Here is an 18,887-nt window from a genome sequence, read left to right as displayed (position 1 = left end):
TCCCGGTGACCCGCGTGCGGATGACCGGGACCGAGCGGCGTCAGCAGCTGCTGAACGTGGCGCGGGCCCTGTTCGCCGAGAAGGGGTTCGACGGCACGTCGATCGAGGAGATCGCCCACCGCGCCAACGTGTCGAAACCCGTGGTCTACGAGCACTTCGGCGGCAAAGAAGGCATCTACGCGGTGGTCGTCGACCGTGAAACCCAGCTGCTGCTCGACCGGATGGTCTCGACCCTCCACGGCGGTCACCCGAGGGTGATGCTGGAACAGGCGGCGACGGCGCTGCTGTCGTACGTCGAAGACTCCCACGACGGCTTCCGCATCCTGGTCCGCGATTCCCCGGTGGCGAGTTCGACGGGCACGTTTTCCACGGTGCTGAACGACATCGCGAGCCAGGTCGAGCACATCCTGGCCCAGCAGTTCGGATCCCTCGGCTACGACGAGAAGCTGGCGGCGCTGTACGCGCAGGCTTTGGTGGGCATGGTCGCGCTGACCGGCCAGTGGTGGCTCGACGCGCGCAAGCCGAAGCGCGACGAAGTGGCCGCGCACCTGGTCAACCTGGCTTGGAACGGGTTGTCGCACCTGGAGCACAAGCCGAAGCTCCGGCTGGCTTAGCGCGATGGCGTTGACCGCAGCGGACTTGCAGCTCATGCAGGAACTGGCGCAGCGCGTCACCGCGGCCCGCCCGGACCTGGTGAACAGCGACGCGTCGTTCGGCGAGCTGGCCTGGAACTGGGGCAAGGACCACGCCGCCTTCGGCGCGAGCTGGCGGCACCGGCTGTGGTTCTCCGGCGAGCAGCTCGTGGCGTGGGGCTGGGCCCAGCTTCCCCGCCGGGTGCACCGCAGCGACGGATCGGTCAAGGACATCACCGGCGCCTACCTGGCGTACCAGGTGCACCCGGACCACGCCGTGCTGGTCGACGACGTGATCGCCTGGTACGACACGACAGCGGACGGCCTCGAGCGCACGGTGCTGCCGGGCGCCGCCGACGAGTTCGCCTTGCGGCGCTGGGCGGCGCACGGTTACGAGACCGACCCGGCCGAGGCCTGGTCCCAGCTCAACGAGCGCGACCTCACCGACGTGGCGGAGCCGTCGCTGCCGTCCGGGTTTTCCTTCCGCACCGCGGCGGAGGCCTCGCCGGAGGCCGTGGTCCAGGCGCACGTGGCCGCGTGGGAGCCGACGTCGTACACGGTTTCGTCGTACGAGGGTCTGTGCCGGGCTCCGGGATACCGCGGCGACCTGCACATCCTGGTGGAAGCGCCGGACGGGACGATGGCGTGTTCGGCGATCGTGTGGCTCGACGAGGCGAACTCGACGGTCGAGTTCGAGCCGGTCGGGACGCACCCGGGGTACCGGCGCCGCGGCCTGGCGAGGGCGCTGCTCCTGCACGGGATGCAGCGGGCCCGGGAAGCGGGTGCGGGGCACGCGACGGTCGCCTGCATGGGGACGCCGACACAGGCTCGGGACCTGTACTACAGCGTCGGGTTCCGGGAGCTGTCGCGGGACGTGCCGCTGATCAAGGTCAGGTGAGCTTCCCGGCTTCCCGGAGGTGGTCGAAGATCAGCTTGTCCACCGCGGAAACCCGGCCGCGGTCGGCGTAGCCGAGCCACACGATCTCTTCGATCTCGCTGCTGGCTTTGAGGATGCCGTGATATTCGGCGGTGTAGCAGGTCATCCGCACCAACGTGCCGGCCGCGTGGCCGTGCGCCTGCGCTTCGAACGTCCCCGCCGGGGTGATCGACTCGGGCGCGATCGCCACGTCGAGTTCCTCGCGGATTTCGCGAACCAGCGTCTCGGCGTCCGTTTCGCCGGGCTCGCGCTTGCCGCCGGGCAGGTAGCAGACGTCCTTGCCGCGCGAGCGCGTGCTGAGGACCCGGCCGTCGAGCAGGTGGATCCAGGCGATCTTGTCGATCACCGGAGCCGGCCGGAGTCACGCAGGTGGTCGAAGATCAGCTGGGCCACCAACGAAACCCGCGGCCGGTCCGCATACCCCAGCCAGGCGATCTCCTCGATCTCCGCGCAGGCCCGCGGTGTTCCCCGGTACTCCGCCGAGTAAGCCGTCGTGTGGACCAGCGTTCCGTCCGCGTGGCCGTGCGCCTGGCCCTCGAACGTGCCCGCCGGCTTGATCGACTCCACCGCGATCTCGACGCCGAGTTCCTCGCGGATCTCCCGGACCAGCGTCTCGGCGTCGCTCTCGCCCGGCTCGCGCTTGCCGCCCGGCAGGTAGAACTTGTCCTTTCCGCGCGAGCGCGCCGCCAGGATGCGGCCGTCCACCACGTGGGTCCAGGCGATCTTGTCGATCTTGCTCATCCCCCGATCCTAGGCACTGGGGTCGGGTTCATGGCGGACAACAGGGAAATCGTGGTGACGGGCGGCGGCACGGGCATCGGGTACGCCGTGGCGGCGGCCTTCGCCCAGGCCGGCGAGCGCGTCACGATCACCGGGCGCCGGGAGAAGGTGCTCACCGAAGCCGCGACGCTCCTCGGCGCGCGGCCCGTCGTGTTCGACGCCGCCGATCCCGCGGCCGTCGAAGCCGCGCTGGCGGAGTTGCCGGAGCGCGTCGACGTTCTCGTCAACAACGCCGGCGGCAACACGGATTTCCTCGACGGTGGCGGCGAAGAAGGGCTGGCCGGCTTCGCGGCCGCGTTCGAGCGGAACCTGCGGTCCAATGTGGTCGGTGCCGCGCTGGTGACGCACGCACTGCGCGACCGGCTCGCGGACGGGGCCCGGATCATCACCGTCGGCTCGATCGCCGCGCACACCGGCGCCGGGTCCTACGGTGCCGCGAAGGCGGCCGTCGAAGCCTGGAACGTGAGCGTGGCCCGGGACTTCGGGCCGCGCGGGATCACCGCGAACGTCGTCGCGCCGGGGTTGATCGGGGACACCGAGTTCTTCCACGGGCAGCTGAGCGAGCAGCGCCGCGAGTGGCTGATCGGCAACACGATGAACAAGCGCCCGGGCACGCCGGACGACGTCGTCGCCGTGGTGACGTTCGTGGCGAGCCCCGCCGCCGGGCACGTCACCGGGCAGGTGGTGCACGTCAACGGCGGAGCCCACCTGGGCAAGTAGCCGTCACCACGCCGGCTCGGGTGGCCGGAACTCCCGGCCATCCGGCCGATGCGCGCGCCCGCCGGGGCGTGGTTGTCCACCGGATGGCCGAATAGCCCGGCTCATCGGACGATCCCGGCGGTCCTCCTCCCGCATAGCTTCGGATTCCTCACGTATCCGGCGGAGGTGGACCGTTGCTCAAGCAACTCGACAACGTCAAGGTGCTCGCGGGCCTGGCCGCGGTCGTCGTGACCGGCGGCGTGCTCACCGCCATCGCCGTCGGCAGCGCGTCCGGAAGCGACGACTGGCACGCCGGATGCAGCTCGGCGCCGTCCGCTCCGGCCGGGAAGCAGGCGAGTGCCGTCGCCGACGCCCGGAAAGCGCTCCTGAACACGGGGAACGAGCCGCGGCTCGGGATCGAGATCGTCGACCTGGGTGCGTGCGCCGTCGAAACGAGCTGGAAGGCCGACCAGCCCCAGCCCACCGCGTCCGTGGTGAAACTGCTCATCGCCGTCGACCTGATCGACCGCTCCGGCGTGCCGTCGGGCAGCGAAGCGACGGCCGTGCACGCCATGCTCGCGGCCAGCGACGATCGTGTCGCCAGCCGCCTGTGGCAGCAGAACGGCGGGCCGGACATCATCCGGCGGCAGGTCGCGAAGCTGGGGCTCACGCACACCACGCCCCCCGCCGACCCCGGCCAGTGGGGCTCCACCCGGATGTCGCCCACGGACGTCATCACGACCTACCGGTACCTCACCGCGCGGCTGTCCGAAGAAGGACGCGAGTTCCTCACCGAAGCGATGGAGAACACCCCACGGACCGCGGTCGACGGTTTCGACCAGCACTTCGGCATCCCGCGCGCGTTCCCGGGCGCGAGCTGGGCGGTGAAGCAGGGCTGGGGCAGTTCCGAGGCCCGCCGGGTGCTCAACACCACCGGCCTGGTCCGGACCGCGTCCGGCACCTACGCCGTCGCGGTGATGGCTTCCTGGAACGAGAGCATCGACTGGCCCACCGCGACCACGGCCCTGACCACGGCCATCAGCGCGTTGAAGGGCTCACTCCAGGCCGGCCGGGCCTGAACCGGGTTTTGGATGCCGGTCCCCGGATCGCCAGGTCGGCGATGGCGCCCGGGGACCGGCGCGGTGCTGCCGCGGGAACGGACTCTTCGGACCGCGTCCAACACGCGTCGGGGGCGGGCGAAAACTCTTGGTACACACCATGTTCCGCGATCCGCCACCCCGGCGGAAGTGTCCACGGCACCGCGCGGCCGTGCTTTTCTCATGGTCAGGCGGGCGTGACCTTCAGCAGCTTGTCGTCCGTCCCGTCCGAAGTCGTCACGTAGAGAGCGCCGTCCGGGCCGCTGCGGACCGCGCGCAAGCGGCCGAACTTGTCGTCGAACTCCGGGGGCAGCGTCACGTCGAGGACCTTGCCCGCCGGGTCCAAGTGGTACAGCAGGAGCTTCTGGCCCTTCAGCGCCACCACGACCAGCGCGCCGTCGTTCGAGCCCCACTGTGCGCCCGTCAGGAACGCGTTGCCGCTGATCGCCTCGGTGATCTCCCCGGACGTCCACAGTGGACTCACCGCGTCCGGGAACCGCTTGAGGTCGGTCATCGGCACGCTCTCGTCGTAGCTCGATTCGGTGCCGCCCTTCGACGGGTCCCAGCCGTAGTTGCCGCCCGGCTTGAGCAGGTTGACCTCGTCGTCGAACGTCGGGCCGTGCTCGGCGGTGATCACCTGGCCGCTGCCCGGGCGGATCGCCACGCCCTGGACGTTGCGGTGGCCGTAGGTGTAGATCAGCTGTTCGCGCCGGTCGCTCGAGGTGATGAACGGGTTGTCCGGCAGCGGGTTGCCGGTCTTCGCGTCCAGCCGCAGCACCTTGCCGCCGAGGGAGTGGCGGTCCTGCGCGATCGACGCGCGGGCGGTGTCGCCGGTGCCGACCAGCAGCGCGCCGTCCGGGGCGAACGTCGGGCGGCAGCCGGAGTGCCGCCCGCTCGGGTTCACCGGCAGGCCGGTGAGCAGGTCCTTGACCTTCGAAGCGCTGCCGCCGTCGTCGGCGAGCTTCCACGTCACCAGCCGGATGTCGACGGCCTTGCCGCCGTCCTGGTGGTCCTGGCAGGTGATGAACTCCCGGCTGGTCGCGAAGTCCGGGCTGACGGCCAGCCCGAGCAGCCCGCCTTCGCCCTTGACCAGGACGTCGGAGAAGTCGGCGCGCACCTCGGCCGCCTGGCCGTTCCGGACCAGCGCGAGCTTGCCGGGCCGCTGCGGCACGAGGATGCCGCCGTCGGGCAGGAACCCGACGTCCCAGCCGTGCTCCAGCCCGGCGGTCACCGTCTCGACCTCGAACTTCCCGGTCGCGGCGGCCGGGCTGGCCGCGGGCGGGACGCTCTGCACGGGCTCGCTCGCCGCCCCTGAACAGCTGATGACCAGCAGGGATACCGCTCCGATGAGACCCAGCGCACGCCGCATAAGGCCCCATCCTGCCATCAACCGGTGAAATCGCCGTGCGACGCCGCGCGGGTGCGGAATTGCCGGATCGGGTAATGCTCAGGACCCCGGCCGCACCAGGCCGGACTCGTAGGCGAAGACCACCGCGTGCACCCGGTCGCGCAGCCGCAGCTTGCCGAGGATCCGCCCGACGTGCGTCTTCACCGTCGTTTCGCCGATGTACAGCTTCGCGGCGATCTCGCTGTTCGACAGCCCGCGCGCGATGAGGCCCAGCACGTCCTTCTCGCGTTCGGTCAGCACCTCGAGCTTCGCGACGTCCACGGGGTCGCGGTCGTCGGCGAGGTACCGGTCGAGCAGCCGCCGCGTCACCGACGGCGAAACCATCGAGTCGCCCCGCAGCACGCCGCGGATCGCGACGAGCATCTCCTCCGACGGCGCGTCCTTCACCAGGAACCCGCTGGCCCCGCCGCGCAGCGCGGCGTAGGCGTACTCGTCGAGGTCGAAGGTCGTGATGATGAGGACGCGCACGTCCGGCAGCTCGGCGCAGATCCGCGCGGTCGCCGTGACGCCGTCGAGCACCGGCATCCGGACGTCCATCAGCACCAGGTCGGGCCGCAGCTCCCGGGCCATGGCGACGGCTTCCTCGCCGTTGGCGGCCTCGCCCGCGACCACGAGGTCGTCCTGGCTTTCGACGATCATCCGCAGGCCGACGCGCACGAGCTGCTGGTCGTCGCAGAGCAGGATCCGGGTGGTCACGGCCGCACCACCAGCGTCGCGCGGACGCGGTAGCCGCCGTCGGGCAGCGGCCCGGCCGTCAGCTCGCCGTGGTACATCTCGACGCGCTGGCGCATCCCGGTCAGCCCGCGCCCGGACGACGGCAGCGCCGGGGCGGGCGGTGCGTGGCCGCCGGTGTTCGTCACCTCGATCCGGACTTCCGGCGGTGCGAAGGCGACGCTGACGCGGCCGGTCGCGTCGGCGGGAGCGTGCTTGATCATGTTGGTCAGTGCCTCCTGGACGATCCGGTACGCCTGCAGCGCGGCGCTCGCGGGCAGCGTGCCCGGGTCGCCGGTGACGTCGAGCGTGACGTCGCGCCCGGACTGCTCGACGAGCGCCCGCAGTTCGGCGAGCGTCGGCTGGGGACTGCGCGCCGCCTGGCCGGCGTGCAGGACTTCGAGGAGCCGCCGCAGCTCGGCCAGCGCGTCGCGGCCGGTCTGGACGATCGTGTCGAGCGTGCGGTCGACGGCCGCGGGGTCGCGGTGCCGGGCGAGCTTCGCGCCCTCGGCGTTCAGCACGATCACGCTCATGCTGTGCGCCAGCACGTCGTGCAGCTCCCGCGCGATCCGCGTGCGTTCTTCCGCGACGGCCGCGCGGGCCTGGGCGTCGTCGCGCTTCTCTTCCTCGGTGGTGAGCTGTTCCTTGGCGCGGAAGAACTCCCCGAGCGCCCACGCGGCGATGTGCAGCGGCAGGATGCTGACCAGCGTGAAGGTCGGGTACTCGGTTTCCGGCGCGTAGAGGGCGGCCCACTGGACGTCGAGCACGACGATCGCGAAGGCGATCAGCGCGGCGAACCACCGGTACCGCAGCTTGACGAGGTTGAACAGCACGACCGCCATGGCCAGTTCGGTGCGGCCGCGGTCGTACGCCCAGACGTCGTTGAGGTACACCGTCGCCGCCCCGGCGATGATCAGCACCGCCACCGTGCGCGGGTACCGGCGGCGCAGCAGCAGCGGGAGCAGGAACAGCATCGGGAACGCGCGGACGGCGTACGTGCCGGGGCCGGCCCAGTTGGGGGCGAGGAAGACGAACACGCCGTACAGCGGCAGGTCCACCGTCCACCGGTGCCTGCGCACCCATCTCACGAGTCGTTCCACGCGCCGAACGTAACGTGGCGGCGGGGCTCGCGGCGTCATCCCGCCGGGCGGTCCGGGTCATCCCGCGGGAGGACGAGACCGGCCAGGACAGCGGATTCGCGGCCACCGCCGCCGTTCCTAGCGTCGGGAACATGTCGATCACCAGCGAATTCCTCCGCCACCCGGTGCTGACGGGCGCGATCGCGCCGAGCTCGCCGCGGCTGGCCGGGGAGATGACAGCGGGCCTCGGCCTGGAACGCGCGACGAGCGTCGCCGAGCTCGGCCCGGGCACCGGCGTGTTCACCGAAGCGGTTCTCGCGCTGCTTCGCCCCGAAGCGCGCTTGACGGCCGTAGAGATCAACCCGCGTTTCGCGACTTCGCTGCGGGAGCGCTTTCCGCAGGTCGACGTCGTCACCGGCTCGGCCGAGCACCTGGCTCTCGACGGCGTCGACGTCGTCGTCTCCGGTCTGCCGTGGACGGCCATGACGGCGGCCCGGCAGCAGCGCATCCTCGACGCGGTCGCCGCCGCGCTGGCCCAGAACGGCCGGTTCACGACGTTCGCGTACGCCCACGCGGCCTGGACGCCACCCGCACGGCGCTTCGCCGCGTCGCTGCGCAGCCGGTTCGCGGTCGTGGAGCGCACTCCGGTCGTCTGGGGCAACCTGCCGCCCGCGTTCGTCTACCGCGCGGCGCTGCCGGTGACGGTGGGGAGGGCCCGGCGTGGACAGCCTGCTGCGGCCCCTGCTTGACGCGCCCGCGGTGGTCGTTTACCTGGTCTGCGCCCTGGTGATCACGGCGGAAACCGCGTTGCTGCCGGGCATCGTGCTGCCGACGTTGTCGACGGTGCTGCTGATGGGGTTCCTCGCCGAGCGGGGCACGCTCGACCTCGGGCTCGCTTGGGCGGTGGCCGTCGCCGCGGCCGTGCTGGGCGACCAGCTCGCGTACCTCGAGGGACGCCACTGGGGACCGCGCCTGTCCCGCCGCGTCGGCCGCGAGCGCTGGGAGCGCGCGGAAACGGCGGTCGCGCGCTACGGCGTCCCGGCGGTGATCGCGGGCCGCTGCCTGGCCGGCGTCCGGACGCTGGTGCCGCGCGTCGCGGGCTCGGCGGCGATGCCGTACCGCCGGTTCGCGGCGGGCAGCGTGGCGGCGGCGGTGCTGTGGGCGAGCGCGGAACTGCTGGTGGGTCACACGACGGCCCTGGTGGTGTGAAGGCGTTGCGCGGTCTCGGCGTCCGCGGGCAGGAACGTCTCCAGCTTGAGTTCCGACACCGTCACGTCCGCCGCGGTCGCGAACGTCGTGATCGCCGTGATCAGCCGCAGCTCGCCGGCCGAGGTGGCCAGCCGGACCGGCACCGCGAACCCCAGGTGCTCCGGACCGGGCGCGGACGGCGGCGGCAGGTACCCCGCCAGCTCGGCGAGCTGGGCGGCCAGCCGGTCGTCCGGGGTGCGGGCCAGGTCGTTGCGGAGGCGCTCGAGGATGTGCCGCGCCCAGTCGTCGAGGTTCCGCACACGCGGCGCCATCCCGCGCGGGTGCAGCGCGAGCCGCAGCGTGTCGACCGGCTCCCGGAGCAGTTCCGGCGCGACCCCCTCGGTGAGCAACCCGAACCCGTCGTTGGCGGCGACCAGCACGCCGTAGCGGTCGACGACGATGGCGGGGTAGGGCCGGTGGCCGTCGAGCAGCCGCCGCAGCCCGTCGAGCACCGGCCGGATCGCCGGGTCGTCGAGCCGCGTTTCGGGGTAGGTCGGCGCGTAGCCGGCGGCGTGGAGCAGGCCGTTGCGCTCCCGCAGGGGCAGTTCGAGGGACTCGGCGACGCGCAGGACCATGCCGCGGCCGGGCACCGAACGCCCGCTTTCCATGAAGCTGACGTGCCGCTGGGTCGTGCCCGCGCGCAGGGCCAGGTCGAGCTGGCTGATCCGCCGCCGGGTGCGCCAGTCCTTGAGCGCCGTTCCGAAGTCCACGGCCCCATCCTGCTCGGCCGGTCCATTCCCCGCGGGGAATTGAGGGCATACCCCGGTTCGGCGACGCTTCGGCCATGACGAACTACGGCTTGGTCGTGCCGACCTACCAGCCCATCCTCGACGCCGGGCGCACCGCGCCCGAGCTGGTCGGCGTCGCCGTGCTCGCCGAAGAGCTCGGCCTCGACTCGGTCTGGGTGGGCGACACCCTGGCCCGGGCGCCCCTGGACGCTCTCGCGGCGCTGGCCGCGTTCGCCGCCCGGACTTCGCGGGTGACGCTGGGGACGGCGGCGCTGCTCCCGGCGTTGCGGAACCCCCTTTTGACGGCGAACCAGCTGCTGTCCCTCGATCTCCTCAGCGCCGGCCGTCTCACGGTGGCGGTCGGGGCGGGGTTCGCCGGGCGCAGCGAGCCGGAGTTCGCGTTCGCGGGGGTGCCGTGGGAGCGCCGCCGGGCCCGGCTGGACGACATCGTGGCGCTCTGGCGCGCCGTCTGGAGCGGTGAGTCTTCGTTCCAGGGTGCGGTGCTGCACCACGACTCGCTGCCGGTGTTCCCCGCTCCCACCCGTCCGGGTGGTCCTCCGGTGTGGCTGGCGGCGTACACGCCGGGCGCGCTGGAGCGCGTCGGCCGGCTGTACGACGGCTGGCTGCCCTACCCGCCGGACCCCGCGGACTACGGATCGGGCCTGGCGCGGATCCGTGCGTTGTCGTCCCGGCCGGTGACCCCGGCGTTGTTCGCGACGGTCCTGGTGGAGGACGACGCCGACCGCGGACAGGCGTTGCTGGAGGAGTACTGCCGGCGCAACTACGGCCGTCCGGCGGCGTTCGTCCAGGGGATCCAGCTGCAGGTGAGCGGAAGCGCTTCGGAGGTGGCTGCGCAGCTGCGGAAGTACGAAGGGGTGGAGCACTTCCTGCTGCGGATCGCGAGCACGGACCCGAAGGTGTTCGACGAGCAGCTGCCCCGCGTCGCGGAGGTGGTGGACCTCCTGCGCGACCAGCCGTGATCGGAAACCTGTCGGGGGTGGCACGTAGGCTGGGACCGTGACCGACGCTCCACTGTCCGGACTCCTCACCGCCATCCTTCCCGACGCGGCCTTGCGCGGCGTGGTCGAGCGCGCCGGTGCGCCGCTGCTCGAGCTCCAGGGCCCGATCGCCGCGCGGCAGCTCGTCGCCGCCGCCGTCGCCTCCGACGACGGCGCCGGCAAGCCCGTGCTCGCCGTCACCGCCACCGGCCGCGAGGCCGACGAGCTGACCGCGTCACTCGGCGCGCTCCTCGGCACCGGCAGAGTCACCGACTTCCCGTCCTGGGAAACCCTCCCGCACGAGCGCCTCTCGCCGCGCGCGGACACCGTCGGCCGCCGCCTCGAGGTGCTGCACCGGCTGAAGACCGGCGACGACGACCTGCGGGTGGTCGTCGCCACCGTCCGCAGCCTGATCCAGCCCATGGCGCCCGGTCTCGGCTCCCTCGCCCCGGTCGACCTCGTCGTCGGCGAGGAACAGAGTTTCGAGGGCCTCCTCGAACGGCTGGTCGAGCTGGCCTACACCCGCGTCGACATGGTCGAGAAGCGCGGCGAGTTCGCTGTCCGCGGCGGCATCCTCGACCTGTTCGGCCCCACCGCGCAGCACCCCGTCCGGGTGGAGTTCTGGGGCGACGAGGTCAGCGAGATCCGCGCGTTCGCCGTTTCCGACCAGCGGTCGCTGCCCGGCGAGATCCCGCGGGTCACCGCGCCGCCGTGCCGCGAGCTGCTGCTCACGCCGCCGGTCAAGGAAAAGGCCGCGGAGCTGGCGAAGACCTACGAAGCGGACGCGCACCTGGCCGAGATGCTCACCAAGCTCGCCGACGGCATCCCGGTCGAGGGCATGGAGGCGCTCATCCCGGTCCTCTGCGAAGGCGAGCTGGAGGTGCTCACCGACGCGATGCCGGCCGGCACGCACGTCCTGCTCACCGATCCGGAGAAGATCCGCGCCCGCGCCGCCGACCTCGTCCGCACCGGCCAGGAGTTCCTCGAAGCGTCCTGGACGACGGCCGCGGCGGGTGGCCAGGCTCCGATCGACCTCGGCGCGTCGGCCTACCGCGGCCTCGACGAGATCGCGTCCCACGCGCAGGACACCAAGCGCGCCTGGTGGACGATCACCCAGCTGACCAGCGAAGACCCCGACGTCTACCGCGTCTCGATCGAGGCCGCGCCCGCCTACCGCGGCGAGCTCGAGCGCGCGATGACGGACCTGCGCGCGCACACGGCGGCGGGCGGCACGGCGGTGCTCGTCGTCGCCGGCCACGGCACCGCGGCGCGCGCGGTGGAGCAGCTCTCGGCCGCCGACGTCCCGGCGACCCAGGCCGGCGACGGCCTCAAGGGCACTCCGGCCCCGGGCATGGTCACGGTCACCTGCGGCGGCCTCACCGACGGGTTCGTCTCGCCGGAGCGCGCGCTGGTCGTGCTGAGCGAAGCGGACCTCACCGGCCGCGGCGCGGGCGCGGGAACGTCCACAAAGGACTTGAACACCAAGATGCCGTCCCGGCGGCGCAACGCGGTCGACCCGCTCGCGCTCAAGGCCGGCGACTACGTCGTGCACGAACAGCACGGCATCGGCCGGTTCGTCGAGATGGTCCAGCGGACGGTCGCCGGCGCCACCCGCGAATACCTCCTGCTGGAGTACGCGTCGTCGAAGCGCGGCCACCCGGGCGACCGCCTGTTCGTGCCCACCGACCAGCTCGACGAGGTCTCCCGCTACGTCGGCGGCGAGCTGCCCACGCTGAACAAGCTCGGCGGCTCCGACTGGAAGAACACCAAGGCCAAGGCCAAGAAGGCGGTCAAGGAGATCGCCGCGGAGCTCGTCCAGCTGTACGCCGCGCGCCAGTCCGCGCCCGGGCACGCGTTCGGCCCGGACACGCCGTGGCAGGGCGAGCTGGAAGACGCGTTCCCGTTCACGGAGACGAACGACCAGCTCGCCGCGATCGACGAGGTCAAGGCGGACATGGAACGCGGCGTCCCGATGGACCGCGTCATCTGCGGCGACGTCGGCTACGGCAAGACGGAGATCGCCGTGCGGGCGGCGTTCAAGGCGGTGCAGGACGGCAAGCAGGTCGCCGTCCTCGTCCCGACGACGCTGCTCGCCCAGCAGCACCTGAACACGTTCACCGAGCGCATGCGCTCGTTCCCGGTGAAGATCCGCGGTCTGTCGCGGTTCTCCGCCAAGAGCGAGACCGACGCGACCTTGGAGCAGCTGGCCAGCGGCGAGATCGACATCGTCATCGGCACGCACCGCCTGCTGCAGACCGGCGTCCGCTGGAAGGACCTGGGCCTGATCATCGTCGACGAGGAGCAGCGGTTCGGCGTCGAGCACAAGGAGCACATCAAGGCGCTGCGCACGCACGTCGACGTGCTCACGATGTCCGCGACGCCGATCCCGCGCACGCTGGAGATGTCGCTGGCCGGGATCCGCGAGATGTCGACGATCCTGACCCCGCCGGAAGACCGCCACCCGATCCTGACCTACGTCGGCGCGTACGACGACAAGCAGGTCGGCGCGGCCATCCGGCGTGAGCTGCTGCGCGACGGCCAGGTCTTCTACGTCCACAACCGCGTCTCCTCGATCGAGAAGGCGGCGCGGCGGATCCGCGAGCTGGTGCCGGAGGCGCGGGTCGTCACCGCGCACGGCCAGATGAACGAGGACAAGCTCGAAAAGATCATCCAGGGCTTCTGGGAGAACGAGTACGACGTCCTGGTGTGCACGACGATCGTCGAGACCGGGCTGGACATCTCGAACGCCAACACGCTGCTGGTCGAGCGCGGCGACCTGCTGGGTTTGGCACAGCTGCACCAGCTGCGCGGCCGGGTCGGGCGTGGGCGCGAGCGCGGGTACGCGTACTTCCTGTACCCGCCGGAGGCCCCGCTGACGGAGATGGCCCACGACCGCTTGGCGACGATCGCCCAGAACACCGAGCTCGGCGCGGGCATGGCGGTCGCGATGAAGGACCTGGAGATCCGCGGCGCGGGCAACATCCTCGGTGCGGAGCAGTCCGGGCACATCGCGGGCGTCGGTTTCGACCTGTACGTGCGGTTGGTCGGCGAAGCGGTCGACGCGTTCCGCCGCCACGCGGGCGCGGATCCGGCGGAGGACGAAGAGATGGCCGACGTCCGCGTCGACCTCCCGATCGACGCCCACATCCCGCACGACTACGTGCCGGGCGAGCGGCTGCGCCTGGAGGCGTACCGCAAGATCGCGGCGGCGCCGGACACCGAGGGCCTGGACGCGGTCCGCGAAGAGCTGATCGACCGGTACGGCCAGCCGCCGGCACCGGTCAACCGGTTGCTGGCGGTGGCGAAGTTCCGGCACACGTGCCGCGAGGCGGGCGTGACGGAGGTGGCGGTCCAGGGCAACACGATCCGGTTCGCGCCGTTGCCGTTGCTGGACTCGCAGATGGTGCGGTTGAAGCGGCTGTACCCGAAGGCGGTGTTCAAGGCGGTGACGAACACGGTGTCGGTGCCGAAGCCGACGGAGGGTCCGGCCGGTGGGCGGATCGGTGCGCCGACACTGCGGGACGAAGAGCTGCTGGAGTGGTGCACGAAGCTGCTGGTGCAGCTGACGAAGAAGCCCGCGGCGGTGTAAAGGGGAGCGGACACCCGGCGCCATTTCGGGGGACTTTCCGTTGTGGCGCCGGGGTTTCTTGTGCTTGCGGCCCTACGTTCGGCCCATGGCGGAATATCGCGAGCCGAACATCCGGGCCCGGCAGCTCGGCGACCGGCTGCTCCAGCGCATGGCGGAGAAGGGCTGGGGCGTCCGGGAAATGTCCCGGCGCCTGGAGATGAGCGCACAATGGGTCTCGGCGGTGACCCGCGGCCGCGCCCGGCCGAGTCCGGTGCACCTGGCCCGGTTTCTGACGACGCTCGGGTTCCGGGGTGAGGAATACCGCGAGCTGATGGCCATGGGCGACGAAATGCGCAACCCGGGCTTGCTCGAACGCTCTGAGAACATCCGTACTCTGATAAGCCTCGAAGAGCACGCCAATGCCATCTCGGTCTTCCAGGCGAACGTGGTGCCGGGATTGCTGCAAACGGGCGACTATGCCCGCAATCTGGCGATCGAGATGGGCAACCAGCCCGAACTCGACAAGCTGGATGAGCACGTTTTTGCCAGGCTGTCACGACAGGCGATCCTCACCAGGCCGCGTGTGCGATTTCGGTTTTTCCTGCACGAATTCGTGCTTCTCCTGCCGGTCGGCCCTCCGAGCGTGATGATCGGCCAGCTCAGGCAGCTCTTGCGGATATCTGCCCAGCAGAACACCACCGTCCGGATCGTCCCCGCGAGACTGGGTGGGCACGCCGCCTCGGCCGGGCATTTCCAGCTGATGGAGTCGGACTCGTACCAGCCGGTCGTCTGCATCGAAAGCGAGGTGACCTCGCTGTACCTGGAGGAACCACGGGAGATCGAGGCTTACCGAAGAGTGCTAAGCGGCCTAGAAGGTGGCGCCCTCGATGAGGCAAACTCAAAGCAGTTCATCGCCGACCTCATCGGAGGAGCAGATGCCCGAAGCCTGGCGCAAGAGCACCTATAGCAGTCAAGGCGACTGTGTCGAGGTCGCCACCGGCCCCGAGGTCCTGATCCGGGACACCAAAGACCGCGAAGGCGGCCACCTCACCGCCTCCACCCCGGCCTGGCGAGAACTCCTCAGCAAACTTCGCTGAACATCGGCGGCAAAGCCTCCGCCAAACCCATCCGCACCGACTCCACCGGCACCGGAACCGCCCCGGCCCCCGCCATCGGCAACGGCCGGGGGTTCCGCGGCATCCGTGACCCCGCACCCCCGCCCCGCCCCGGGTACACCAGCAGCCCCCGCGCCGGGTCCGGCACCGCGTCCAGCGCCGCCGTCACGACCGGCAGCTGCCGGAACGCGTCGCGCCGCTCCTCCGTCGAAAACTCGATCTCCAGCACCACGCCCCACCGGTGCTCGTGCCAAACCCACTGCTCAGCGCCGTTCGTCAGGGCCGCTTCGGTGAGTGCGTCACCGCGGGACAGGCGCCACAGCGACGCCGAATGCTCTCCGTCGAACACCTCGATGGTCAGCCAATGGTCCATAAGTCGACATTACCGCCGCCGCCACGCCATGGGTGTTGCGTTTCGGGGGCGATGGTGTGAGAGGGTATGGCCTGTGATGCGGATCATGGGGCGCCCTCGCGCGCTGGTCGCGGTTGTTGCCGGTGCTCTTCTGCTCGCCGGGTGCGGCTCGGGTCCCAGCCAGGTCGGTGCCGCCGCCGTCATCGGGGACCGCACCATCTCGATCGACCGGGTGCAGGAACTGATCGACAAAGCCGTCCGCGAACAGCCGTACGCGCAGAAGCTCGCGAGCGAGCACAAGCTCGAACTGGTCGGCCGGGCCGTCGTCAGCCAGCTCGTCCTGCACGAGCTGCTCGTCAAGGCCGCCGAAAAGCAGGGCATCACGCCGAACTACGCGCAGATCGACGCCCAGCTGGCCAAGGATCCCCTCAACGGCCCGGTTCCCGCGGACGCGAGCAACGAGACCCAGGCGGTCAGCCAGGTCGTCGCCCGCACGCGCGACCACCGCGAGGAGCTGACCGACACCTTCCTCGCCCAGGCGCTGGCCGACAAGGTCGTGCCGAACGCCTCGGTCACCTTCGACTACACCTCGGTCGGTCTGGTGCCGGACGCCACGACCGGCGCCGCGATCGAGGGACCCGAAGCGAAGAAGACCGCCGTCGACCTCGCCCGGCAGTTCGCCGCCGACCCGGCGGCTTCGGCCAAGCGGATCGGCGCCGACGTCCAGTACCTGTCCGCGCTGCGGCAGCGGGCGACCCAGATGGGGCAGGGCGCCGAATCGATCCCGCCGTTCGCCGGCGTCGGCGAGGCGCTGCCGGCCGCCCAGGCGGGCGCGCTCGCCGCCGGGCCGCTCTTCGGTTCGCCGGTCGGCTCCGCCGTGGTCTTCCCCTTCCCGGGCAACCAGGGCGGCTGGTTCGTCGGGGTGGTCCGGCAGCGCACGGACAAGCCCGTCGCCACCGAGCAGGCGCCCGACCTCGACGCCGCCACGAAGACCGCGGCCGGCATGCGGCAGGTGCAGCCGCTGTTCGACGAGCTCGGCGTGCGGGTCAACAAGCGGTACGGCGTGTGGGACGTGGTGGCCATGAACGTCGTGGCGAACGAGGACGCCGCCCAGGGCATCGTGCTGTCCCCAGGTGGTTCCGGTCGTAGCCGGCAGTGAGCAGGGGGGTCGTCGTAGTCGTCCGCGGGACGACGCTGCCCGGCGCGGCACTCAAGATCCTGCGTGAGTCTCCCGCCGTCTACGCGGCCACGGACGTCGATCCGGCCGCGTTCGGCGTCCCGGCCGTCATCGAGGCCCCTTCGCTGAAGGACGTCGTGCTGCTCGCCGGTTCCCGGGACGAGCCCGCGGCGGCGCTGCTCATCGCGACCGGCGCCGACGTCATCGAGACGCCGGTGCCGCCCCTGGTCGAGGCCGCCGACGTGATGGACCGGCTCCGCTCGCCGGGCGGCTGCCCGTGGGACGCGGTGCAGACGCACGATTCGCTGCGGCAGTACCTGGTCGAGGAGACCTACGAGCTGCTCGACGCCATCGAAGAAGGCGACCGCGAGGCGCTGCGCGAGGAGCTCGGCGACGTCCTGCTGCAGGTGCTCTTCCACGCGCGCGTCGGGGCCGAAGACGCCGAAGACCCGTTCGGCATCGACGACGTCGCCGCGGGGCTCGTCGCGAAGCTGGTCGGGCGGCACCCGCACGTCTTCGCCGGCGCCGACGAGGTGCACACGGTCGAGCACCAGAACCTCAAGTGGGAAGAGCTGAAGCAGCGCGAGAAACAGCGTCGGTCCATTGTGGACGGCGTGGCGCTCGGCCAGCCCGCGGTCGCGCTGGCCGGCAAGCTGGGGCAGCGTTCCGGACGCGCCGGCATCCCGCTCGACCTCTTCCCCGAGGGGACCAGTGCCGCCGCCCAGCTGTTCCGCATCGCGGCCACGGCGCGCCGCGCGGGGGTCGACGCCGAGGGTGAGCTCAGGGGATTGGCGAAGCAGTTCGCGAAGGACATCCAGGCCGCCGAGCAGGCCGCCCGTGACGCCGGGCTGGAGCCGACCACCCTCGAGGCCGACGGCTGGCGGAAGTTCTGGCCCTCACGTCCAGTGTGACGCAGCACACAATCGGGTGAGAACCGTTTCCGGGCTTCCGGCGTCTTGCCTGGTGTGAGACAGAAGCCACTGGAGGACGCCGACGAGGAGCACCTCGTCCGGCGCACGGCCAAGGGCGATCGCGCGGCGTTCGAGGAGCTCTACCGTCGCACGTCGCCCTGGCTCGCCGTGCGCCTGCGCCGCCGGTGCGCGGACGAGCAGATCGTCGCGGAGGTCATGCAGGAGACGTTCCTGGCCGTCTGGCGGGCGGCGGGCTCGTTCGCGGGCGCCGCCACCGGCGGGAGCGCGGTCGGCTGGGTGTGGACGATCGCCGCGCGCCGGCTGGTCGACGCCTTCCGGCGCCGGGCGCACCACGCGCAGCCGCCGCCGGAGGTGGCCCTCGACGTCGCACCGGTGGTGGCGGCCGAAGACGAAGCGCTGGCGGCGACGGTGGGCGACGAGGTCGGCGCCGCGCTGCGCGACCTCGCACCGGAGCTGCGGGAGGTGCTGCAGGCGATGGTGCTCGACGGGCTGACCGTCCGCGAAACCGCCGTCCTGCTGGGACTGCCGGAAGGAACCGTCAAGACCCGCGCTCGCCGGGCGCGGATCGCGATGCGGGAGGCACTGTCATGAACCATGCGCCGGACCGGCTCATCGCCGCGTACGTGGCGGGCGACGACCTCCCGGGTGACCAGCTGTGGGGCCTCGAGGCCCACCTCGAGACGTGCCCGGTGTGCCGGGCGCGGCTCGCCGAGGTGGCGCCGGTCCAGCCGGTGGTGGACCTGGTCTGGAACCGGCTGGCGGTGGAGGTCCAGCTGTCCGCTGGCCCGTTCCACGGGCCCCAGGCCCAGCCGCAGCTCCAGTCCCAGCCCCGGCCGCGGCGGCGCCGGCGGCGGTGGCTCAACACCTGGGCCACCCCGGTGATGCTGCCGTGGCTGGCGATGATCGTGCTGGTCACGCTGCTCGCGGTGGTGTTCGACCACATCGGGCGCTCGATGCTCGACGTGACGGCGGTGCAGCTCTTCGCGCCGGTGCTGCCGGTGCTCGGCGTCGCCGTGTCGTGGGCGCGGGGGCTGGATCCGGCGTACGAGGTCGTCGTCGCGACGCCGCGCGCCGGGCTGTACCTGATCGCGCGGCGGACGCTGGCCGTGCTCGTCGTCGTCCTGCCGGTGCTCGGCGTCGCCGGGTGGCTGACCGGGACGGCGCTCGCGCTCTGGCTGCTGCCGAGCCTGGCCTTCACCACGGGGACGCTCGCGCTCGGCGGGCTGATCGGCATGACGCGGGCGGCGTACGCGCTGGTCGCGACGTGGGTCGCGGTGCTGGTCCTGCCCACGGTGGCGGCCCGGCAGCCCGCGTTTGCGCTCACCACCGGTGCGTTGCCGGTGTGGGCGGGGATCTTCGCGTTGACGACGGTGGTCGTCGCCCTGCACAAGGGCGCGTTCACCCGGCTCGGCGCGCGCAACTAGGG

At 71.7% G+C, this 18,887-nt stretch carries 21 protein-coding genes; 14 read left to right on the top strand and 7 right to left on the bottom strand.

Features of this window, described 5'->3' with window-relative positions; translation table 11 throughout:
- Positions 1-20 precede the first annotated feature (20 nt).
- A complete protein-coding gene (locus Q5425_RS27400; protein ID WP_308675190.1) occupies positions 21-614 on the top strand; it encodes a TetR/AcrR family transcriptional regulator in 594 nt (197 codons plus the stop codon).
- A 4-nt stretch (positions 615-618) separates the two neighbouring features.
- Positions 619-1,530, top strand: coding sequence for a GNAT family N-acetyltransferase (locus Q5425_RS27395; RefSeq protein WP_308675189.1), 912 nt, complete (start codon positions 619-621; stop codon positions 1,528-1,530).
- Here the strand turns inward: Q5425_RS27395 and Q5425_RS27390 are convergent.
- Entirely contained in the window at positions 1,523-1,915 is a 393-nt protein-coding gene (locus tag Q5425_RS27390; RefSeq protein WP_308675188.1) for an NUDIX domain-containing protein, read from the bottom strand. The genes Q5425_RS27395 and Q5425_RS27390 overlap by 8 nt on opposite strands.
- Positions 1,912-2,310: an NUDIX domain-containing protein gene (locus Q5425_RS27385; RefSeq protein ID WP_308675187.1), complete on the bottom strand. Its 399-nt coding sequence runs from the start codon at positions 2,308-2,310 to the stop codon at positions 1,912-1,914. The genes Q5425_RS27390 and Q5425_RS27385 overlap by 4 nt, the downstream gene beginning before the upstream one ends.
- 30 nt (positions 2,311-2,340) lie before the next feature.
- Between Q5425_RS27385 and Q5425_RS27380 the strand changes: the two genes are divergently transcribed.
- Together Q5425_RS27380 and Q5425_RS27375 are read left to right on the top strand one after the other, a co-directional pair.
- The gene (locus Q5425_RS27380) at positions 2,341-3,069 is read left to right on the top strand and encodes an SDR family oxidoreductase (protein ID WP_308675186.1); all 729 of its coding nucleotides are present in this window, start codon (positions 2,341-2,343) and stop codon (positions 3,067-3,069) included.
- A gap of 173 nt (positions 3,070-3,242) precedes the next feature.
- On the top strand, positions 3,243-4,127 hold the full coding sequence (locus Q5425_RS27375) for a serine hydrolase (RefSeq protein WP_308675185.1): 885 nt from the start codon (positions 3,243-3,245) through the stop codon (positions 4,125-4,127).
- Positions 4,128-4,332: 205 nt separating this feature from the next.
- Here the strand turns inward: Q5425_RS27375 and Q5425_RS27370 are convergent, their stop codons facing one another.
- From Q5425_RS27370 to Q5425_RS27360, 3 genes are all read right to left on the bottom strand, one after another.
- Positions 4,333-5,514, bottom strand: a complete 1,182-nt coding sequence (locus Q5425_RS27370) for a PQQ-dependent sugar dehydrogenase (protein ID WP_308675184.1) — start codon at positions 5,512-5,514, stop codon at positions 4,333-4,335.
- Positions 5,515-5,592: 78 nt separating this feature from the next.
- The gene (locus Q5425_RS27365) at positions 5,593-6,249 is read right to left on the bottom strand and encodes a response regulator transcription factor (protein WP_308675183.1); all 657 of its coding nucleotides are present in this window, start codon (positions 6,247-6,249) and stop codon (positions 5,593-5,595) included.
- Positions 6,246-7,403 carry a histidine kinase gene (locus tag Q5425_RS27360; RefSeq protein WP_308675182.1) on the bottom strand — a complete coding sequence of 386 codons (1,158 nt, stop codon included), beginning with the start codon at positions 7,401-7,403 and terminating at the stop codon, positions 6,246-6,248. The genes Q5425_RS27365 and Q5425_RS27360 overlap by 4 nt, the downstream gene beginning before the upstream one ends.
- A 92-nt stretch (positions 7,404-7,495) precedes the next feature.
- On the opposite strand from Q5425_RS27360, the gene Q5425_RS27355 reads away from it, so the two are divergent.
- Together Q5425_RS27355 and Q5425_RS27350 are read left to right on the top strand one after the other, a co-directional pair.
- Entirely contained in the window at positions 7,496-8,092 is a 597-nt protein-coding gene (locus tag Q5425_RS27355; RefSeq protein ID WP_308675181.1) for a methyltransferase domain-containing protein, read from the top strand.
- Positions 8,064-8,552: a DedA family protein gene (locus tag Q5425_RS27350; RefSeq protein ID WP_308675180.1), complete on the top strand. Its 489-nt coding sequence runs from the start codon at positions 8,064-8,066 to the stop codon at positions 8,550-8,552. Before Q5425_RS27355 ends, Q5425_RS27350 begins: the two co-directional genes overlap by 29 nt.
- Here the strand turns inward: Q5425_RS27350 and Q5425_RS27345 are convergent.
- A complete protein-coding gene (locus Q5425_RS27345) occupies positions 8,528-9,301 on the bottom strand; it encodes a helix-turn-helix transcriptional regulator (RefSeq protein WP_308675179.1) in 774 nt (257 codons plus the stop codon). The genes Q5425_RS27350 and Q5425_RS27345 overlap by 25 nt on opposite strands.
- A gap of 74 nt (positions 9,302-9,375) precedes the next feature.
- Between Q5425_RS27345 and Q5425_RS27340 the strand changes: the two genes are divergently transcribed.
- The 4 genes from Q5425_RS27340 to Q5425_RS27325 all read left to right on the top strand — a co-directional run bounded on the left by Q5425_RS27340 (position 9,376) and on the right by Q5425_RS27325 (position 14,982).
- On the top strand, positions 9,376-10,299 hold the full coding sequence (locus tag Q5425_RS27340; RefSeq protein ID WP_308675178.1) for an LLM class flavin-dependent oxidoreductase: 924 nt from the start codon (positions 9,376-9,378) through the stop codon (positions 10,297-10,299).
- Positions 10,300-10,351: 52 nt separating this feature from the next.
- Positions 10,352-13,906, top strand: coding sequence for a transcription-repair coupling factor (mfd, locus tag Q5425_RS27335; RefSeq protein ID WP_308675355.1), 3,555 nt, complete (start codon positions 10,352-10,354; stop codon positions 13,904-13,906).
- Between the two features lie 85 nt (positions 13,907-13,991).
- Entirely contained in the window at positions 13,992-14,852 is an 861-nt protein-coding gene (locus Q5425_RS27330; RefSeq protein WP_308675177.1) for a helix-turn-helix transcriptional regulator, read from the top strand.
- A complete protein-coding gene (locus Q5425_RS27325) occupies positions 14,773-14,982 on the top strand; it encodes a DUF397 domain-containing protein (RefSeq protein WP_396135253.1) in 210 nt (69 codons plus the stop codon). The genes Q5425_RS27330 and Q5425_RS27325 overlap by 80 nt, the downstream gene beginning before the upstream one ends.
- Here the strand turns inward: Q5425_RS27325 and Q5425_RS27320 are convergent.
- The gene (locus tag Q5425_RS27320; protein ID WP_308675175.1) at positions 14,966-15,373 is read right to left on the bottom strand and encodes a hypothetical protein; all 408 of its coding nucleotides are present in this window, start codon (positions 15,371-15,373) and stop codon (positions 14,966-14,968) included. The genes Q5425_RS27325 and Q5425_RS27320 overlap by 17 nt on opposite strands.
- A gap of 85 nt (positions 15,374-15,458) precedes the next feature.
- Between Q5425_RS27320 and Q5425_RS27315 the strand changes: the two genes are divergently transcribed.
- From Q5425_RS27315 to Q5425_RS27300, 4 genes are read left to right on the top strand one after another with little or no spacing between them, the layout of a single operon-like run.
- Entirely contained in the window at positions 15,459-16,511 is a 1,053-nt protein-coding gene (locus Q5425_RS27315; RefSeq protein WP_308675174.1) for a SurA N-terminal domain-containing protein, read from the top strand.
- Entirely contained in the window at positions 16,508-17,440 is a 933-nt protein-coding gene (locus tag Q5425_RS27310; protein ID WP_308675173.1) for a MazG family protein, read from the top strand. The genes Q5425_RS27315 and Q5425_RS27310 overlap by 4 nt, the downstream gene beginning before the upstream one ends.
- Positions 17,441-17,494: 54 nt before the next feature.
- Positions 17,495-18,052 carry an RNA polymerase sigma factor gene (locus Q5425_RS27305; protein WP_308675172.1) on the top strand — a complete coding sequence of 186 codons (558 nt, stop codon included), beginning with the start codon at positions 17,495-17,497 and terminating at the stop codon, positions 18,050-18,052.
- Positions 18,049-18,885, top strand: a complete 837-nt coding sequence (locus Q5425_RS27300) for a zf-HC2 domain-containing protein (protein ID WP_308675171.1) — start codon at positions 18,049-18,051, stop codon at positions 18,883-18,885. Before Q5425_RS27305 ends, Q5425_RS27300 begins: the two co-directional genes overlap by 4 nt.
- Positions 18,886-18,887 lie beyond the last annotated feature (2 nt).

The sequence above is a fragment of the Amycolatopsis sp. A133 genome, assembly GCF_031082405.1.
Classification (GTDB): Bacteria; Actinomycetota; Actinomycetes; order Mycobacteriales; family Pseudonocardiaceae; genus Amycolatopsis.
Note: the sequence above shows the minus strand (reverse complement) of the source record. Positions and strands in the feature narration are given on the sequence as shown.

What these genes read in the sequence shown, in the direction of transcription:
- Q5425_RS27400 (WP_308675190.1), top strand. Translation starts at nt 21, where the DNA reads ATGACCGGGACCGAGCGGCGTCAGCAGCTGCTGAACGTGGCGCGGGCC.
- Q5425_RS27395 (WP_308675189.1), top strand. Translation starts at nt 619, where the DNA reads ATGGCGTTGACCGCAGCGGACTTGCAGCTCATGCAGGAACTGGCGCAG.
- Q5425_RS27385 (WP_308675187.1), bottom strand. Translation starts at nt 2,310, where the DNA reads ATGAGCAAGATCGACAAGATCGCCTGGACCCACGTGGTGGACGGCCGC.
- Q5425_RS27380 (WP_308675186.1), top strand. Translation starts at nt 2,341, where the DNA reads ATGGCGGACAACAGGGAAATCGTGGTGACGGGCGGCGGCACGGGCATC.
- Q5425_RS27370 (WP_308675184.1), bottom strand. Translation starts at nt 5,514, where the DNA reads ATGCGGCGTGCGCTGGGTCTCATCGGAGCGGTATCCCTGCTGGTCATC.
- Q5425_RS27360 (WP_308675182.1), bottom strand. Translation starts at nt 7,403, where the DNA reads ATGACGCCGCGAGCCCCGCCGCCACGTTACGTTCGGCGCGTGGAACGA.
- Q5425_RS27355 (WP_308675181.1), top strand. Translation starts at nt 7,496, where the DNA reads ATGTCGATCACCAGCGAATTCCTCCGCCACCCGGTGCTGACGGGCGCG.
- Q5425_RS27340 (WP_308675178.1), top strand. Translation starts at nt 9,376, where the DNA reads ATGACGAACTACGGCTTGGTCGTGCCGACCTACCAGCCCATCCTCGAC.
- Q5425_RS27330 (WP_308675177.1), top strand. Translation starts at nt 13,992, where the DNA reads ATGGCGGAATATCGCGAGCCGAACATCCGGGCCCGGCAGCTCGGCGAC.
- Q5425_RS27325 (WP_396135253.1), top strand. Translation starts at nt 14,773, where the DNA reads ATGAGGCAAACTCAAAGCAGTTCATCGCCGACCTCATCGGAGGAGCAG.
- Q5425_RS27320 (WP_308675175.1), bottom strand. Translation starts at nt 15,373, where the DNA reads ATGGACCATTGGCTGACCATCGAGGTGTTCGACGGAGAGCATTCGGCG.
- Q5425_RS27315 (WP_308675174.1), top strand. Translation starts at nt 15,459, where the DNA reads ATGGGGCGCCCTCGCGCGCTGGTCGCGGTTGTTGCCGGTGCTCTTCTG.
- Q5425_RS27300 (WP_308675171.1), top strand. Translation starts at nt 18,049, where the DNA reads ATGAACCATGCGCCGGACCGGCTCATCGCCGCGTACGTGGCGGGCGAC.